The organism is Legionella resiliens (assembly GCF_021344005.1).
GTDB classification, from domain to species: Bacteria; Pseudomonadota; Gammaproteobacteria; order Legionellales; family Legionellaceae; genus Legionella; species Legionella resiliens.
This window is the reverse complement of sequence record NZ_JAJTND010000004.1, coordinates 257736-275730: the sequence shown is the minus strand read 5'-3', so window position 1 is coordinate 275730 and position 17995 is coordinate 257736. Positions and strand designations below refer to the sequence as shown.

Below are 17995 nucleotides of genomic sequence, written 5' to 3'. Positions count from 1 at the left end.
ATAGCAATAATAAGGACTTATAACAAGACACAAATTTTTTGCGTGACGGGACCCACACCTTGATTTTGTTTATTACTGAATACCATGTTCTTTTATGTGCTTATTCACCATATCCCCACTACCTTTATTTCATATGAAAACAATAAGGTCATAGCCCAAAAGTTTATTTACAAAGTGACTCGAAAGGGCATCATGACACTTATACTTATTTAATAGCACAAAAGATTCAATAGAACAAAAAACGAGGCAAGATTACTTCTTCATTTCAGTATTGGCGGGTACTGCATTTGATTAATACAACACTCCATGCTACGTTATTTATTATGCATTTAATCACGGAAAATAACATTAAGACGTACGGCCAGGCTTTAAAACAACTTCGTTCATTATTGAGACTAGGGAATCTTCATCCCTCAGAAGTAAAATTGATTAAAAATCAGGTTCAAGAGAGCTATAAAAGTTTTGCACATATTATTTTTGATAAATCCTTTTTGAATTGGGGTTTATGGAATAAACAAGTATATAATGAATATGCTGCATTGAACTTTAATTTTTCAAAAATATGTAACATACAAGATATTTATTCTCCCTTACTTCTCTATCATCTGATAAGACCGTTAGTAAGAATGCAATTTTTTGATAAAAAACTGCTTGAAGTTGGGTGTGGTAATGGTATTGGGTTAAAAGTTAGTTCCGAATTACTCAAAACAAAATACGCTTTAGGTGTTGATTTAACAAAAGAATTAGTACAACATGCTCATCATAATTTCTACAAAGAAAACAAGATCAATTATATTCAATCCGATGCGGAATATTTACCTTTTGAAAATAACAGTTTTGATATTATAACAAACCTTGAGAGTTCTCATCTTTACCCACAAATTGAGCTATTTTTCACAGAAGTAGAGCGTATTTTGTCTCCTAATGGTTTTTTTTGTTATTCTGATATAAATATTAAAGATAAATTACAAGCAAAAAAATTAGAAGAATATCTTAAGACAAGCAAAGCTTTAAAAATAATTCAAAAAGTAGATATAACTCGAATGGTTCAATCGGCTATTTATCATCGCTTAATCGTAAATGAGAAAAAAATATTACCCTATATTGATTCGATGATGAATGATGATGAAGAACTTCCAGATTTCGTTAGTTCCATGGGATTAGCTTTTCTTCCCTGGTGGTTTTTTCTGTTTAAAAAATCAGCTCTACGCCATATTGCAAAAAAAGAGCGCAAAAAAACCCTTCTCTACGGTAAAAAATATTATTTTTATTATTTAATTCAAAAGGTCAATCAATGAAGATAAGGGATGTTAAGACCATAGATTATTTTTATGGCGACGAAGAGGAAATCAAGAAAATTCTATACAAATCTACGGAGCCCCTACTCATAAAAATAAAAAACTTTAGGGGTAACTTTACTTTAGATTATTTTGAACAACACATTCATGCAGACACCACCTATGCAACTTTTGAAAATAATCGTCGCGTCGCACATCAACCTGCTGATTTTGGTACAATAATAGCTAAAATAAAACAAAATATGCCCTACCGAATCTTTGGCCAAATTCTTACGGAAAAACAGTCTGCTGAGATTGAAAAGCATATACCCCTTTGGCAACATATTCCCTTAAGACCTAGATACTTTAATAAAACTTTAAAAGTAATCTATTTTTTTGGTGGCCAAAACACTCATACATATATGCATTATGACAGAGAGCATTGCTCCAATCTTCATGTATGTTTAAGCGGGAAAAAGAGATTTTTATTATTTACTAAAGATCAGAGCGAAGCGCTTTATAAACTTCCTTTTGTGAGTGATACCTTGATTGATTTTAGCACTCCTTTAGAAGAAATTAATAAGCAATATCCAAGAACACAACAAGCTGAAGGGTACAGGGTTACCCTGGAAAAAGGGGATATGCTGTTTATGCCAAGAAATTGTTGGCACTATACTGAATATCTCGAACCTTCTTCTTCTGCATGTTATATTTTTTATCCTAAAAAAATACTGCAGATTTATGGGTATTTTACAGGATATTTTTTCCTCGGGTTTAAAGAACCAACCGGTTTTTTAATTAGTAACTGGCCGATTGTTAAAAAGTTTAGTGAACGTTATGCTTTATCGACTGGAGTTAAAAAATATCTGATGAGAATGATTGAATTTATAATATTTCCAATCATATTACCTATTATAAGTATACTTGCCCTTATTGCTCATAAGTTAAAACCCCGCCGTGTTTATTAATGGAAATCATTGGGCATTCAATGAAGGGGTAATTTCGGGAAAAGCAGTCGTGGGCTCGTAGCAAGCAAAAGGAGCTGTGGTTATACCTCTATAGGTCAGAATGAATTTCAGCTAATTGCTTTCTAAGATCCTCTAATTTTTTACCAATTGGCAAAATACATTCATCATCGCCATTTGCTCGACATTCGTAGGAATAGTTTCAAGTAAAAAAGGAGAATAAACAACAATTGCCAGACACTGAGCTCTTGAAACCGCAACATTTATTCTGTTTTTATCAAAAAGAAAATTAAGCCCTCGAGGAGATTCATCTGCATTGCTCGCACACATGCTCAAAAAAACAATGGGCGCTTCCTGTCCTTGAAATTTATCCACACTTCCTACTTTAGCCTGTTCACCCAGTGCCATTTTCAGTTTATTCACCTGATGATTGTATGGGGCGACAAAAAGGATATCCTCCCAACTGATTGCTTTTTGCGACCCATCTTTTGCCTTAAAAGTCCGACCTAAAAGCTCCCTGGCTAATAAGACAATTTGTTCTACTTCCTCATCGCTGGATTGCGTATTTCCCTCATGCATGACTGGTACAGAAATAATTCCGGCTTCTTTATTCAGCACACCTTGATATCCCTTTGGGATGCTTATTGCTTGATGGGCATTTTCAGGAGCAGTTTCCAGTTTTCCCTCATAAATCGCATCACTAACCAATTGATTTACCGCGGGATGCATTCTATAGGTAGTCCCTAGAAAAACCCCCATGGAATCTGGAATTGTTGGCGTTGTATGTAACAAGTATTCTAAGATAGATAAACCACTTTCTTCTGGATGGCTTCCTTGGGAAGGCTGACCCAACTGCATTTGATCACCCATGAGTATCATGTTGCGGGTTGAACGACTCATGGCAATCAAGTTTGCAACACTGACTTGTCCTGCCTCATCAATAAAAAGATAATCAAAAGCATCAACGAGTTCTTCTCTGGTAAATCCCCAAGCTGTAGCCCCTACAACACATCCCGGTTGAATAAAATCAACAATTTTTTTATTCTCCAAAACTGTAATGTTTAAAGCTTCAATTTCTCCATCTGTATTACGAGCGCATGCAAAATGTCCCTTAATCCCTTCCTTATGGCAATAGGTAACTGTATTCAGCAATAAGTTATTGATTGCTTTATGACTATTGGACGAGATACCCACTTTTTTTCCTCTCCGAATGAGTTCTGCGATTAAATGCTTTCCAGTATAGGTTTTACCTGCACCGGGAGGACCTTGAAGAGTAAGATAACTATTATTTAAATTTAAAACAGCACGAATAATTTCAGTTAATCGTTCTTCAGGATGATGACTTGGCGCAATCGCGAATCCTTGAGGATGATCTTTAATTCGCGGATATGATTTGCTCAGAAAATCCAATATCGCAGTATTTTCAAGCATGCCTTGCTCAAATAATGCAGCCTGTTTTGCAATCGCATCAGGAATCGAATGGGGATCTACATATTCATTAGGAATTAAAGTAATTGGATCAGCCAATTCATTTTTCATTTGCAAGACAATAATCCCATGCTCCAGATCGCTGTCTTCTTCATAATAATTTGCGGTAACCGTCTTACCGTCTTCTGTTTCTTTATCTAAAATGAAATATTGCTTGGCAGCTCCTTTAAACTCCTGTTCCGGATCAAAAAAATACTCATAGGCCATATTGCGTGATTTTGGCGAGGGCTTGTAGGGTGGTTTAGCGGTTCGTCGGCAATAGGCCAAACAATCAATATCATCGAGTAGATCCTCTCCAGTTAGCCCCAATCGCTCAAACATACGCCAAAACACCGGTTTCGCTTCACGTCGGTGAAATTCTATAGACCATGCAAAAATCAAATGTATTTTCGCTAATTCTATGTTCCCTTCAGACTTTAAACGTTCTGCTTGTGCCAATAATCGATCGCGCAATTGAACACGCTCACTGACCTCTTCCTTAATCTCAAGCTCAACACGCTCAGTTTTACCTAAGTAGTATATACCTTCTTCCTTTTGCCGCGCCCTTAGCCAATCCACCAGTTCCTGAGTGGAATTACAATCATCCATATTATAAACGCGGATGTCATTTAATATTTTGGACGTGTGCCAACTTGCCCCATCTGGATTTTCCCGCCAATGTTCATAAACAACGACTGAGTCGCCCCCGGACCCCACCTCTGTATCTCGTTTCCCTCGATATAAATGCTCTATATTTTTGATGGAATAGCGTGGCTCGCCAATAATTAGAGATGTTTTAACAATTTTATATAAATCAACAAAAACTTCATTACGTAAGAGCTGATCCACTTCATCCTCACAAACACCATACCGCCCCATTAATTTGCGGCAAGCAGAAATTTCATAATTGGCATAATGATAAATATGCATGTGTGGATCTTCTTGCCAACGTTCATAAGCCCACTTCACAAAAGCTTGAAAACTTTCTTTTTCCTGCTCTGCATCATGAGCCCAAAAATCCTTATATTGGCGCTGGCCATTTTCATCAAAATAAGCAATACCCCAAAGATATTCCAGCCCCCCTTCCTCAAGAGGAAAACCTTCAATATCAAAAAATATATCGGACAGTGATGCAGGAGGCAGCAGCGCCAAGCCTTGCTTTTGTCCCGGGACATGAGGAAGTATCTGATATAACGGAGTATCTTTGCCGCTACTTTTCTTTTGGATTTTAGCTTGTGCTTGCAAACGTGCAAAACGTTCCGGTTTAATCCCTTTGATCCAGGAACAATTTGCATGAGCCAATGCAGTCATGGTTTTAATTCCTGCTTGCTGCAGTTTTTTGATTTGCCCTGAGGTAATGGTTGCGACCTGGATCAAATGATCTTCTTTAGCTAATAACTCCTCAGCATAAGTACTCCATCTGCCCCAACTTTTAGATACAGCAGGATCAGGGCAGGCATTAAGAGCAAAATTTTGATGCGCCAATAAAAACTGTTGTTTCAGATTTTGATAAAAATAAAAATAATCGGCGGTACGAAAGCGTCTTTTTTCCTTATTACCTAAAGTTATCGTAATGTATTCTGTTCTACTGCCCTGCATTGCTTCAAGCATTTCCGCATAGCAACATAATTGCAGCAGAAAACCTGGTTTTACCGATCGGGAAAGCTTAGTATCCCAAACTTCATAGTAATAATCACCCAATCGACTTTTACCTGCTTTCTTTATTAGAAAATCAGCGTATCCCTGAAATGGAGGCAATTGCAAATGCGCCTGATATATCACATCTACTCCATCATTCATGGCAGTTAGGGTTGCATCATAAGAGTTGGGATGTCGATGCAAATTAGCAACGGATAATCCCTGCTCTTCAAATAATGCCAAGAGTTCCAATTCGTGCTGGTTTCCCAAATGTTGCAATACATCAATTAATTCGTCTTTTGCATCGGGTTTAGGCAATAAATCAGGGTGCACCACTGCAAGATGTTCTATCCAAGATACAAAAGGACTCTCCATAAATTGGGTAAGATCGGATGGCGAGAAAATTAATTGGCCGGATTTGATGTACATGTCACACAGATTTAATATTGGATTCATCTAAAGTATATCAAAACATTCGTTCTGTGAAATAGATTAACCTCTCTGATCCCAAGTCCACACGCAATAACAAATAATGAATTGAAATTAATATAAATTTTATTCATAATGCCACTTTTATTTATTAACTGGGTACTAATAATGAAATTTGAAAGAATTGAAGCATTTCTTAATAAGGCAGGGTTCATGTTTATGAATCAAGGAGCAGGAGTTGGAATAGTAGAAGGACGTCCTTCTTACCTATACCAAAAGAATATTACAGGAAGCAGATCGCAAATGATTCAATTAGCTGTTTCGAGAGAAAATAAAGATGACATACACCTAATCTTTAGTAATAACGTGCCTAGACAGGTTCGTGACTCAATATATAAGATTATCAATGAGACCACATTAGACAGCGAAAATACAATAAACATCGGTCTTTAAATATTTGGTTAGAAATGAACTCCAGTAACGAGCCAGATGATATAAAATCAAAAAGGCTACATTCCGCGTTTTTATACGCGGAATCCAGCTCCGCTCTTCATGCGTAATAGAACCCTTTATCCCGATCATTCCATGGCTAATATCCATACCCTCTTAATTTGTCGTTAATGTTATTCATTTATAATAGTACAATAATTATACAAATAAGTGCTTGACGCGCATACCCCACAGATTTGTTTCAGGTATCTTATTAATTTTCGAGACAGTAACTTTTAGATAGTGAATAAATGAAACCTGAGATACAACTGATTATAGATGCTTTAAATGCAGTAATTGACGAGACCGAAGATTTTGGTTACTACCAAGATAAAATAGAGTTTTTAGAAAATGAAAACTGTCTTTTGATTTTTAGCAAAATTGAGCATGGTAATGTTGAGGCAAGCAGGATCAATAAATATAGATTACGCGATAATTTCTTTAAAAAGTATTTAGGTGTTTCAGTAGAAAATATAGACGGCAATTTTGCGTTTAAGATCCCTATCGATGAGTTACTCAAAGTAAAGCTCATCACCCATCAAATAAATGCCTTGCAAAATCCCCCTGTAAAACAAGATCCCCCAAAAAGCTTTGAAATGAGAAGAACCCAACATGATTTACAGACATTAGTAGACATTGTGACCCCCTCACAAAAGGTATTATCCAGGTTTGGAAGTGAACTTCATTTCATTCGTCTTAAGAGTCCGTCTGATGTGATACCCAAAGGACGGGACTTTATAACAAAAGCCGTTGATGAGGTGTTTAGGGACAACACACATGCTGTATTAGCCGAATTAAATACGCAACATAGGCTCGACAATACATTGTTTATAAACTTTACCGGCCATGAAGCCCCTGTTGCAAGCGCATTATATATGAATGGTGTTGATTGCATTTGGCAGCTATCCATAATGAATGATCAAACTTCCCAAACACGGATAATGGATCAGCTACAAGACGCTTTACCGCGTGACCAACTGTTATCACAATCACCTACATCACATGACGCTTCATTAGGTTTAATCCTCGAACCCAATCATGGATTCACTGCCATTGACGCTACAAAACTACCAACATTGGGGCAATTAAAAGAATTTGGAATCAAGCAGGTGGTCGTATTAACCGAGAAAAACTATAACCAGGGGAAATGTATTTATCCGCTTGAGGATAACTACTTCAGACGCGAGATGACATTTTATCACTGGCTTCAATCATTATCACCAGATTTGAATCTGTTAATCGCTGGAGTATCTAACTTCGAGCAAGCCCAGGAAGAAAATTGCCAATCTATTGAGAACGCTCTGCAAAAAAAAGATACCGTTTCTGCATCAACCTATAAACTTCCGAATTTTTATACTCTTTTTAAAAATGTACAGCAGTATGGTACTCATATTTCACCATTGGGTTTCAATGGAGTCAGAATAACAACTAAGAAGGATGATACGGACCAAAACTCTTTGGAAGAATCGAACAGCTTGAATTAAGCCAGCGAGTCTACCAGTAATTACATCACTATGAATCCAATTTTGTTGCGATAAGAAATGACTAGGGGTAATAAATTTGTATTGGGTTTTTCTTTCTGTCTACCACCGCAAAGGAAGTTAATTGATGAGGATTCGCAGTGGTTTTGTTCATAATATCCCAAACCGCATAATCTCGAATCAACTCTGCATCAGCAATAAGCGAGCGATGACATCGCCAGGGCACTGCTTCAGCGCACAGGATCGCCACCTTAGTGCTCTTCTTAATTAAGTTATTTAATTCACTAAGGCCTTCGAGAAACCTCTCAGTTTGCATGTAATCAGCAAATCCTCTAAAACTTTCATTTTTCCACCCCATATTGATGGAGTTTTTTTCAACTTTACGTAACCCTCCTAATTTAGGTAAGTGTGTATAAGCAATTTTTTCTTTTTCAAGCGATTTCTTGAATTCCTCTTTATTAAACCAAGGAACCTTGCGCGATTTGGGTATGGTTCGCACATCAACAACATGAGTTATTTGATGGGCATGGATTATTTCAAAAAACTCCTGCAAAGTATGCGTTGAGTGGCCAATCGTAAAAAGCTCAGACATAATTATATCTTCCTTCTGGATTGCTTTTTCCTCTAAATATCGCGAACAAGATGCTGTTCTAATTGCTTAGCTCCCGACCATCTTGGGAAAAAGGGACCTAACTTTTTAATAAAATCATAGGCCATGAATAATGCACCTAGAGCAAATACGACATCTCCGGGCAATCGCAACCATTGCCATAACAATGTTGTATTATAAAATTCAAGGCTTCTTGCATGGGCAAAGCCATGTTCATAAACATCCATTAATTGCGCCCAACCAATAGGAAAGAAATTCAACACAATCCATAAAACAAGACCTAGGTTATACAACCAAAATGCCCAAGTTCCTAAACGATCACTCCAAGCAAACCGATCACCAGCCGCATAGCGCAAACAAAAATAAATTAAACCTAGGCCAAGCAAACCAAATGCACCAAATAATGCGGTATGCGCATGGTTTAAAGTAAGGAATGTCCCATGCTCATAATAGTTTATAAGTGGCGCATTGAGTGTCCCCCCACCAAATACTCCTGCACCAACAAAATTCCAAAAGGATGCTCCCAAAATATAGAGAAAAGCCAAATTATAAGTAAATGCACGTTGGCCCTTAATCAATTGATGATGTTCGATGGCATCAATAATGAGGAGAACCAAAGGCAATACTTCAATAAAGGAAAACATAGTTCCTAGTGGTACCCAGATATCCGGCGTCCCTGTCCAATACCAGTGATGGCCAGTTCCAATGATCCCGCCTAAAAAGATTAAAATTGTTTCAAAATACATTGTACGTTCTGCTAGAGAACGTGAAACCAATCCTGTTCCCATTAAAAGATAAGCAGTGGCGCACGCAGCAAAAAATTCAAATGACTGCTCCACCCAAAGATGAACTACCCACCAGCGCCAAAAATCAGTGATTGTGAATGATTTTTCAATTCCCGTTAAAGGGATCATTCCAAAACAATACAATACAGCAATATTCATCGTGCTTGCCCAAAAAAGATGCTCTAAACGAATACGCCCAGTCCAAAACTCAACAGTAGCAGTTTTTAAGCCATGCCAGGTAGGCCACATACCACGAAAAATAATAAAGCTCCACAGAAAAAGCCCTAAACAAAATCCAATTTGCCATAAGCGACCAAGCTGTAGATAGGACAATCCCTGATTGCCGATCCAAAACCAGGATTCATTCACATAACCCATAATCCCCAAATAATTGCCAACAAGCGCTCCGCCAACAATAAACAAGGTGACCCAAAACAAAAGATCAACTAAAAAGCCTTGTCTTTTCGCTTCCTTTTTACTGATGAGAGGAGCCATAAAAACAGCAGCGCTCACCCATGAAAGAGCGATCCAAACGATTGGTGTTTGAATGTGTACATCGCGCAAGAAATTAAAAGGTAAATAATCATTAATATTAATTCCATAAAAACCCGTTCGCTCTGTATAGTAATGCGCCATAATCACACCCACAGTGATCTGGATCAGTAAAACAAGTGCAACGACAACAAAATACTGCCCTACCTTACGCTGACTTGGTGTCAGCGGCTCAAACCCTAAAAACACGGGAGTTCTCAATGCATCATCAGGCACACTCAAATATCGATGATAAATATAAAGTATTGCTCCAAACCCCAGAAATACAAAACAAAACGATACCCAAGTCCAGTAAAAGGTATTGGCTGTTGGCGTATTTCCCATGGTGGGTTCATAGGGCCAATTATTGGTATAGGAACTATTTTGCCCGGGTCTATGCGCAATCGTAGTGAGCGAAGAATAAATAAGGAAATCTGCCGTTTGTAAAGCACTTTGCTCATTTAAGCTATAAGCTTTGGTCCAACCTGTTTCTGGATCATGATTAAGTAGATTGTGTGAAATTTGCTTACGCAGTTGCACAATTGCATCGGCTACTGGCTGTGACAAAATACTGATTGGCTGACTCAGATCAGTTTTCTGCAGATCCTGTTGCATCGTTTGACGCACGGTGTATTGTTCTCCTACAGTCAGACTCATGAAGGGCTTACCGAAATGTTGTTGTGCTATTTTATCTTCGGTGAGTCTACCAAGACTGACTAAGTATTTTGCAGTATAATCTTCTCCAAAATAAGAGCCCATTCCATAAAGACTTCCATAATCCATAAGGTCAGCGCGTTGAAAACCCGCTTTACCAGCCACTATATCCTCTGCGGTCATCACGATTTGTCCAGAAGGGGATTGAAATTGCTGCGGTAAAGGAGGGGCAAGCTGATAGGTTTTATAAGTACCCCAAATCAGCACGATGAAACAGATAATTGCAGTAATTAAAAGAATCCATTTTAAGACATTAGATACTTTATCAAAGTTCGTAGATTCCATTGAGCTTTGAGGTTTATTATTCATTCACATTCCTTATGCGCTTTTTAATTTACTCACGAAACTGATCTTGTACTTTTATAAAAAAAAATTATTATAAAACAAAATTTCTTTTAAGTATGGCTATTTTAGGATTCTTTTATCATACAAGCGCTGTAATAATAAATGGAAATAAACTAATCCTGCGTAGGGATGCCATTTGGCAGTAATTTCCGCTGTTTTCTTATAATCAGGTTTCTTATCAAGATGCAGCAATTGGTATAAATTATTCTGTGCACCAATATCGTCGCCAGGAAAAGTCTCGATCCTCCCCAAACCACGCAACAAAACATATTCTGCAGTCCAACGCCCTATTCCTTTAAAACGGCATAAAAAATCGATTACCTCTCCATTTGCTTTGTTTTCCAAAGATCCAAAACTTGATTCTTCTTCCATGATTGCCACTGCTAATTGCCTTAATGTTTCACTTTTATGGGTGCTATAGCCTATTTTCTTTAAATCAGAAACAGTGCAATGAGCAACTTCTTCTGGTCTTGGAAATGCATAGAGAATGCGCTCCTTTTCCTTTATTCTCATGCTCAGAAATTCAGCCAATCGATTTTGAATGTGCAATCCTGCATCAAGGGATATTTGCTGGCAGGAAACCGCATTAACCAGCGCTTCAAAAAGAGAAGGAAATCGCGGTGGTTTAACTCCCTTAAATTGAACAACAAGTGGATTTAATTGAGCATCATGTTGTGTCAGGTGATAAAAATCGTTTAGATCCCATTTTATACCCAGCATTTTCTCTATTTGAGATGCGATTTGATTTTGAGATACCTCGTTTTGGCTGTCAATGGATAAAAGTAATTCTGGTTTATTAATTTCTTTTTGCTCAACGACGACTTTAACAAGCACATTCTCTATGACCAATAATCGCGTATAACGGTGCCCATCCCAAAGATCAACATTATTTTTGCTTCTTCGACGCAACGCAAGGACTGTATACTCCAGCTGGAATGGAGCTACTGGATGTAAGCTAAACGTGGTCTTCATCTCAAAATTAACCTATTAAATAAAGTAGCCTTACTCATAATTGGAGCAAGAAACAACAAATAATACTTAATCCTTTTAATACACTATGCAAATAAAGCTATAATTTCAACTGAAAGGGATCGTACCCACTTATTCTGACATGGAGAAAAAAGCATGACTGCTTTTTATGAGGACCTGATTTGTTATAAACAGTTGCAAATAACTCATGATGGGAAACTCAAATTTTTCCTTGAAAAACATAGTACTAAAGAGGGAACTTGGGGCAAGTTGCAAATTAATACTGGTGAAATTGATTTTCTTTTTCTTGATGGAAATGGACAGGAATTATCTCGCCACCATTTAAATGAAAAAAATAATCACCTCGTCATTCCCCCCGCATCCTGGCACAAAATAATCCCCATTAGCGCTGTTTTTAATGCATCTTTGGATTTTTATTGTAAACCACATCGCTATTTTGATAAGAAATACAAATTGGGTAATGTGCATACCGATTTATACTATGTTTATACCACCTACCTCCAGAAAAAGGATAAGTTAAAAGTACTCGATATAGGCTGTGGTTCAGGCCGCAACCCACTTTTCCTAGCGCTCATGGGGCATGAAGTAACAGGAATAGATCATAATGAAGCAGCAATAAAGAAAATGCGTCAAATCGTTCATGAGGAAGAAATAACGACACTGACTCCCATAGTTCATGATCTCCACACCCCTCTATCCCTTAAAAGAGAGGCTTATAATTTGGTTATTGCAACCGTATCCCTGCAATTTTTAGATGCTGCACGAATTCCATCTCTTTTAAAGGAATTACAGGAGGCAACAGTAGCACAAGGAATTCATTTTTTTGTCTTTCCAATCCGCTCAGAACAATTTGAATTACCTACATTCTTTACTTATTTGGCAGAACATGAGGAGCTCTACCATTATTATCAAAACTGTGGCTGGTCCATTTTGGAATATAAAGAAGTCGTGGGAAAATTGCATAAGCTTGATGAATCTGGCAAACCCATTCAGGGTCTGTTTGGAATTTTACTTGCTCAGAAATGTTTCTAATCAAATAGGAACACCGAAACGGAACATACATAAAGTATGTGAGTATCGGAGCGCATAAAATCGCAGCATTCTGACCAAGAGAGTAGAATTGTAAACTATAACCAGGGTCTGATTACAATTCGCTATCTTGAGTCAAAATGTTGCGATTTTAGAGCACCGAAACGGAGCATACATAAAGTATGTGAGTATCGGAGCGCATAAAATCGCAGCATTTTGGCCAAGAGAGTAGAATTGTAAACAGACCCTATCCTTTAATACAAACAATCGGTGCAAGCCTTGCAACTTTTTGGGTTAAACCGGATGCTTGCGCGGCATCCACAACAAAATCGACATTCTTATACGCCTCGGGAGCTTCTTCTGCTACACCACGGTAGGAACTGCTGCGAATGAGAATCCCTCGTTGCGCCAGTTGTTCAATGATTTCACTGCCACGCCATTTTTTGGTTGCTTGATGTCGACTCATTGCACGTCCAGCACCATGACAGGCTGAACCAAATGATTTATTTTCAGCACTCGCCGTGCCTACGAGAATATAAGACGCAGTTCCCATACTGCCGCCAATAATCACTGGTTGCCCTGCCTGTCTAAAGTCTTTTGTTAATTGAGGGTGGCCTGGGCCAAAAGCTCGAGTTGCCCCTTTACGATGAACAAATAAACGCATTGTCTTACCATCTACCTGATGCGTTTCTTCTTTACAGGTATTATGGGATACATCGTAAATAAGTTTTATTTGGGTTCCTGGCATTTCCTTCTGAAAAACTTCACGCATGAAATGGGTAATGATTTCACGATTTGCCAGAGCACAATTTATTCCTGAACGCATAGCACCTAAATAGCTTTCGCCCATTGGTGAACGAATAGGCGCACAAGCTAATTCGCGATCCACGAGTTGAATACCATGCTGCTGAGCATAAATTAACATGGAGCGCAAAAAATCAGTTCCTATTTGATGGCCCAGACCACGCGAACCGCAATGGATACTCACAACCACATCTCCCTGTGCTAAACCAAATGCGGCAGCGGTTTTTTCACAATATATCTGGCGGACCTCTTGAATTTCCAAATAATGATTCCCTGAGCCTAAAGTACCCATTTCATTTTTTTGTCGTTTTTTTGCATGCTCTGAAACATGCTCAGGCAATGCGCCTTCTACACGACCATTATCTTCAATTCGCTCTAAATCTTCCCGTTCGCCATATCCTTGTTTTACAGCCCAAACCGCGCCGCCACGTAACATATCATCCATTTGCTTCATGGTGAGGTGAATACGACTTTTGCTGCCTACGCCTGCTGGAATATGAGCAAACAGTGTATCTGCCAGACGTTCCTTATACGGTTCAAATTCTTCACGTTTAAGCCCTGTGGATAACAGTCTTACCCCGCATGAAATATCAAAACCTACACCGCCAGCCGAGACAACTCCTTCATTGTCAGGATCAAATGCAGCAACACCGCCAATAGGAAATCCATATCCCCAATGCGCATCAGGCATGGCAAATGAACCGTGAACAATACCAGGTAAAGTTGCCACATTCGTGACTTGTTCGTAGACTTTCATGTCCATATTGAGTATCAGCTCCTCTGAGGCAAAAATCACCCCTGGTACACGCATTTTCCCATGTTTTGGGATTCGCCATTCAAAATCACTAATTTTTTCTAACCGGTTTAACTCCATTGATTTTCTACCTTATCTCCAAGAGCTTATTTTAAAAATTAAGGAATACAGGATATGAAAAAGAAATTACACGTCCACCACACATTGAGCCACCCAGGTGCCATCACTTTGATAAACTTTTAACTCCGTGAACGTAGCACCTTTGACCTCTACTGCAGGTTGATGTCGATTGATATCCACAAGCTCTCCTGCAATTATAGCAGTTAACTTCTGCCTCTTAATGGAAACATCGAATTGACTAAACAGCATATTGTGAATTGCCATGTTATAAATAATGGCATTTAACCAGTCGACAAATAAAATCTCCTGATTCGGTGCCTCACACGTTATACGCAGCGTCTTGTGAGGTTGGATTAATTCTGAGCTAGTAATCACATTGGTCAGGGCCAAAGCGCCCATTGCAAAAGCCTCGGCTATTGTAGATCCGCACCCCCTCACCCCTATGTCTGATTCATGAGAAAAATGCTCCCATTTTTTTTGTGCAATCATTAGATTCCTTCTTAATATCGGAGAAAGGCCTGGATTAGATAGATAATAAGAAAATACCAGGATCTATGGTTTTTGGGAAATTTTGACGTGCTTTGTGCTGGTTATCAACCATCATCTGTTCTTCAAGTTGCGACTCAAGATTGATAAACTCCTTTGTTCTTACTTCACATAATGTCTCTATGGCGGCTAAATCCAGGTCGGCCACAAACACACTCAGCATCCCAGTGGGAACACGCCCCCACGCGCCCCCCGACCCGCACGTCGTTTGCCGCGCCTTATATATTGCAAAATCACTACCCAATTTAGAATTATCCTCAAACCAATTTTCCATCTTTTCAGTTATCCAATTATAAAATTTCTTTGATGATTTTGGCCGGGAAGTAAATTCAGGCATAGGATAAAAAGGCATATCAGAGCAGTATTCATAAACAACATGCATAGGAAGGTTCTTTTGTGAACTACCAACACCTTCTCTCCATTGCTTATCAATGGCAACCCAATCCTTATCCCCAGGTGCATGTATAGAATCGACTTGCATTTGCAGTTCTTTAATGATGGTGTTCTTGAAATCAAAATGACTCTCTGTGACTGTTTCTCCATTAAGCCTGTAAGTTACCCCTTTTGTATTTACGTTATGATATTGAGAAAGTAGCATTGCTAATATCTTTTTACCTTCTTCGTTTTGGGGTAAGCATTCAAGCATCATCGACCACATATGTTTATCCAAGGCCCAAAGTGCGTATTCAAAGGCGCTAATATTTTCAAAGATTCGACCAGAGCAATCGGTCACTCTGCCTCTTTTAAAAATTAAACTCCTATCGTTTTTTAATATCGATTGAACCGAATCGTACTCACCGCGTACAATATGGTTTAATAATTTACGGACATTCAATATGGGCTTAAAAAAATCCCAATGCTTCTTTGATGCCATAGTAAAATTTACTAAATCAGGAGTTGATAAACATTGTGCTATTTCTCTTCGGATTTCTGGGGGCAATTCATTAAATAATTCGAATTTGGCTTGCACGCTTTTTACAACTCGAGTGAATTAGAAAAAAAGGGATTATTATACTTGAATAATGGGATATTAAAACGACAAATTGATATTACAAAGATCATTAATGAAATAAGTCCTTACTGTTAATGACTTATGTATTAATGCGAGGTCACACCCTCCTGATCTGAAAAAAATCATCTAATAAAGCAAATGGCTCATAAAATTATCTGCTCTACCGTTTTGCATATACAGCAATAGAAAGAATAACCATGCCCATCCCGATAGCCTGTCCGGGAGTTAAATGCTCACCAAGCAACATCCACGCGATGAGCACTGTAGCTAATGGCATCACAGCAGTTGATAATGAAGTCATTACACCATCCACCCTCTGACAACCAAAACTCCAAAAAACGTAAAAAAGACCCGAGCTTAAACCTAAAATGATCAAAATAAGCCAGTCTAAAGGCGGGATGGTTAAACTTTTCCAGGTACTAAAGCTCAGGCAAAGTAATAATAAAAAAGCATTAATTGCATTAAGCAGAGAAGAAATTAAAAATACTGGAAGAGAATTTTTATGCATTTTACTTAAAATATAATAAGTTGCTTCAGGCAAAAGGGAGATTAAAACAAGCGCATCCCCCCAAAAAGAATGATTTACCCGCACGCCAGCTAATTTATCGCATGCGATAACAACTAATCCCAGTGTAGCAAAACCCACACAAATGGCTTTCTTCCCTGAAATTTTTTCCCCAAGAATAATCCAGGACATCATCGCAATAATTGCAGGTAAAGCACTGGTAATAATGCCTGCCACATTGGCATCAGTGTAATTTAATCCCCATAAAATAAGGAAATTAAACAACACCCCTGCAGAGATTGCCTGGGCACCAATAAAAATCCAATCTTTTTGCTTTAATTGGGAAAAATAATAACGAACCGGTTTGCTTTTGGCAGGTGTCAGCCAATGTAAGGGTAATAAAATGAGTGTTGCCAAAGTAAACCGAAGCGTTAATAGAAAGAGAATGGGAATTGAGGAAAGCACGTACTTGGAAAAAACAATATTCACGCCTACCATAATTTGCGCCAGGATAAGAAAAAGCATGCCTTGCAGAAAATAAGCGTTGGATTTTTTCATTATAAATCACTTCTTTAAATTGAAAAACGAATCAGTAGTTTATCAATTTTAAAATCAGTATGAGTTATCTGGTTCACGCATTTTATTTGCTGATAACGCTTTTGTTCTCCATTGAGAAGGCGACTCACCAAATACTTTACTGAATCGTCGACTAAATGCAGGTAAATTTTCATAACCCACTGCAAAAGCGATGGCTTCAATAGAAAGATTTTTTGAAGACAACAGTTGCTTTGCGTGGTGTAATTTTTTAAATCGCCAATACTCGGCCATGCTGGATCCCAAAGCATGTTTGAACCGACGTTGTAATTGACTTACGCTCAAATGACAGTGCTGTGCGACTTTACGTACATCTACAGCATCCGCAAAATACAGATCAATCCAGTTTTTTGCCTTAATTGCTATTGGATCCGACTCGGGCGAAAAAGATTTTGTAGTAAAATGAATAAGTAATTGATTAATTAAAGAATCAGTAAAGAAATCTCCTTCTTTAGCTGCTAAATAATGATGTGTAAAATGTAACAGTTTTTTAACGCCCGCAGTTAAATTAAACGCATGCGATCTGCGATCTTCAAATAGATGATTTTGGGCAGCCACATCAACCACTAAAAAAAGATTTTTCTGACTTCCTGCAAAACAATGCCGTTCATTAGGTGCAATAAATGCACCTACATGCGTATCCACCACACCCGAATAAAGACCTGACTCTAACTCCATGGAGCCTGCGAGAGGTAAAACCAATTGCGCAAAATCATGAGCATGACTACAACTTTCGGTATGATAAGAACGAAGATCGATACGATTGGAAATCAATTTAACTACTCGCTCGGAAAACAATAAAAATAGTCTTATTATACCACATGAAGTGAAGCATATTTCAGTAGGTTTCTCTCTTCTTTTATTTTGAAAAAGCCTTTACAGTTGAGCAAAATTACTACATAATGCTTGA

Annotated in this window: 14 protein-coding genes; 5 read left to right on the top strand and 9 right to left on the bottom strand. The window is 38.1% G+C overall.

All coding sequences use genetic code 11. The annotated features are described in order from the left end of the window. Positions 1 to 425 precede the first annotated feature (425 nt). Positions 426 to 1298 carry a class I SAM-dependent methyltransferase gene (locus LXO92_RS06770; protein WP_232890662.1) on the top strand — a complete coding sequence of 291 codons (873 nt, stop codon included), beginning with the start codon at positions 426 to 428 and terminating at the stop codon, positions 1296 to 1298. Continuing rightward, the gene (locus LXO92_RS06765; RefSeq protein ID WP_182351911.1) at positions 1295 to 2245 is read left to right on the top strand and encodes a cupin-like domain-containing protein; all 951 of its coding nucleotides are present in this window, start codon (positions 1295 to 1297) and stop codon (positions 2243 to 2245) included. Before LXO92_RS06770 ends, LXO92_RS06765 begins: the two co-directional genes overlap by 4 nt. A 132-nt stretch (positions 2246 to 2377) precedes the next feature. On the opposite strand, the gene LXO92_RS06760 is transcribed toward LXO92_RS06765, so the two are convergent. Continuing rightward, entirely contained in the window at positions 2378 to 5776 is a 3399-nt protein-coding gene (locus tag LXO92_RS06760; RefSeq protein WP_182352759.1) for a TM0106 family RecB-like putative nuclease, read from the bottom strand. A 168-nt stretch (positions 5777 to 5944) separates the two neighbouring features. On the opposite strand from LXO92_RS06760, the gene LXO92_RS06755 reads away from it, so the two are divergent. Together LXO92_RS06755 and LXO92_RS06750 are read left to right on the top strand one after the other, a co-directional pair. Beyond that, a complete protein-coding gene (locus LXO92_RS06755; protein ID WP_182351910.1) occupies positions 5945 to 6229 on the top strand; it encodes a hypothetical protein in 285 nt (94 codons plus the stop codon). A 287-nt stretch (positions 6230 to 6516) separates the two neighbouring features. After that, the gene (locus LXO92_RS06750; protein ID WP_232890661.1) at positions 6517 to 7749 is read left to right on the top strand and encodes a hypothetical protein; all 1233 of its coding nucleotides are present in this window, start codon (positions 6517 to 6519) and stop codon (positions 7747 to 7749) included. 61 nt (positions 7750 to 7810) lie between these two features. Here LXO92_RS06750 and LXO92_RS06745 read toward each other — a convergent pair whose 3' ends face one another. From LXO92_RS06745 to LXO92_RS06735, 3 genes are all read right to left on the bottom strand, one after another. Beyond that, positions 7811 to 8338, bottom strand: a complete 528-nt coding sequence (locus tag LXO92_RS06745) for a DUF488 domain-containing protein (protein ID WP_232890660.1) — start codon at positions 8336 to 8338, stop codon at positions 7811 to 7813. 32 nt (positions 8339 to 8370) lie between these two features. After that, complete coding sequence (locus LXO92_RS06740) at positions 8371 to 10695, bottom strand: nitric-oxide reductase large subunit (protein ID WP_182351908.1); 2325 nt, start codon at positions 10693 to 10695, stop codon at positions 8371 to 8373. A gap of 96 nt (positions 10696 to 10791) precedes the next feature. Then, on the bottom strand, positions 10792 to 11703 hold the full coding sequence (locus tag LXO92_RS06735; protein ID WP_182351907.1) for a DNA-3-methyladenine glycosylase family protein: 912 nt from the start codon (positions 11701 to 11703) through the stop codon (positions 10792 to 10794). Positions 11704 to 11856: 153 nt separating this feature from the next. Here LXO92_RS06735 and tehB point away from each other — a divergent pair, with 153 nt between their 5' ends. Beyond that, positions 11857 to 12753, top strand: a complete 897-nt coding sequence (gene tehB / locus LXO92_RS06730) for an SAM-dependent methyltransferase TehB (RefSeq protein WP_182351906.1) — start codon at positions 11857 to 11859, stop codon at positions 12751 to 12753. A 244-nt stretch (positions 12754 to 12997) separates the two neighbouring features. On the opposite strand, the gene LXO92_RS06725 is transcribed toward tehB, so the two are convergent. From LXO92_RS06725 to LXO92_RS06705, 5 genes are all read right to left on the bottom strand, one after another. After that, positions 12998 to 14428, bottom strand: a complete 1431-nt coding sequence (locus LXO92_RS06725) for an RtcB family protein (protein WP_232890659.1) — start codon at positions 14426 to 14428, stop codon at positions 12998 to 13000. 66 nt (positions 14429 to 14494) lie between these two features. Then, a complete protein-coding gene (locus LXO92_RS06720) occupies positions 14495 to 14917 on the bottom strand; it encodes an archease (protein ID WP_182351904.1) in 423 nt (140 codons plus the stop codon). A gap of 34 nt (positions 14918 to 14951) precedes the next feature. Beyond that, positions 14952 to 15944: an F-box protein gene (locus LXO92_RS06715; RefSeq protein WP_182351903.1), complete on the bottom strand. Its 993-nt coding sequence runs from the start codon at positions 15942 to 15944 to the stop codon at positions 14952 to 14954. Between the two features lie 202 nt (positions 15945 to 16146). Continuing rightward, entirely contained in the window at positions 16147 to 17049 is a 903-nt protein-coding gene (locus tag LXO92_RS06710; protein WP_182351902.1) for a DMT family transporter, read from the bottom strand. Between the two features lie 54 nt (positions 17050 to 17103). After that, positions 17104 to 17859: a helix-turn-helix domain-containing protein gene (locus tag LXO92_RS06705; RefSeq protein ID WP_232890658.1), complete on the bottom strand. Its 756-nt coding sequence runs from the start codon at positions 17857 to 17859 to the stop codon at positions 17104 to 17106. Between the last annotated feature and the right edge of the window lie 136 nt (positions 17860 to 17995).

What these genes read in the sequence shown, in the direction of transcription:
- LXO92_RS06760 (WP_182352759.1), bottom strand. Translation starts at nt 5,776, where the DNA reads ATGTACATCAAATCCGGCCAATTAATTTTCTCGCCATCCGATCTTACC.
- LXO92_RS06765 (WP_182351911.1), top strand. Translation starts at nt 1,295, where the DNA reads ATGAAGATAAGGGATGTTAAGACCATAGATTATTTTTATGGCGACGAA.
- LXO92_RS06745 (WP_232890660.1), bottom strand. Translation starts at nt 8,338, where the DNA reads ATGTCTGAGCTTTTTACGATTGGCCACTCAACGCATACTTTGCAGGAG.
- LXO92_RS06755 (WP_182351910.1), top strand. Translation starts at nt 5,945, where the DNA reads ATGAAATTTGAAAGAATTGAAGCATTTCTTAATAAGGCAGGGTTCATG.
- LXO92_RS06735 (WP_182351907.1), bottom strand. Translation starts at nt 11,703, where the DNA reads ATGAAGACCACGTTTAGCTTACATCCAGTAGCTCCATTCCAGCTGGAG.
- tehB (WP_182351906.1), top strand. Translation starts at nt 11,857, where the DNA reads ATGACTGCTTTTTATGAGGACCTGATTTGTTATAAACAGTTGCAAATA.
- LXO92_RS06720 (WP_182351904.1), bottom strand. Translation starts at nt 14,917, where the DNA reads ATGATTGCACAAAAAAAATGGGAGCATTTTTCTCATGAATCAGACATA.
- LXO92_RS06725 (WP_232890659.1), bottom strand. Translation starts at nt 14,428, where the DNA reads ATGGAGTTAAACCGGTTAGAAAAAATTAGTGATTTTGAATGGCGAATC.
- LXO92_RS06740 (WP_182351908.1), bottom strand. Translation starts at nt 10,695, where the DNA reads ATGAATAATAAACCTCAAAGCTCAATGGAATCTACGAACTTTGATAAA.
- LXO92_RS06710 (WP_182351902.1), bottom strand. Translation starts at nt 17,049, where the DNA reads ATGAAAAAATCCAACGCTTATTTTCTGCAAGGCATGCTTTTTCTTATC.
- LXO92_RS06750 (WP_232890661.1), top strand. Translation starts at nt 6,517, where the DNA reads ATGAAACCTGAGATACAACTGATTATAGATGCTTTAAATGCAGTAATT.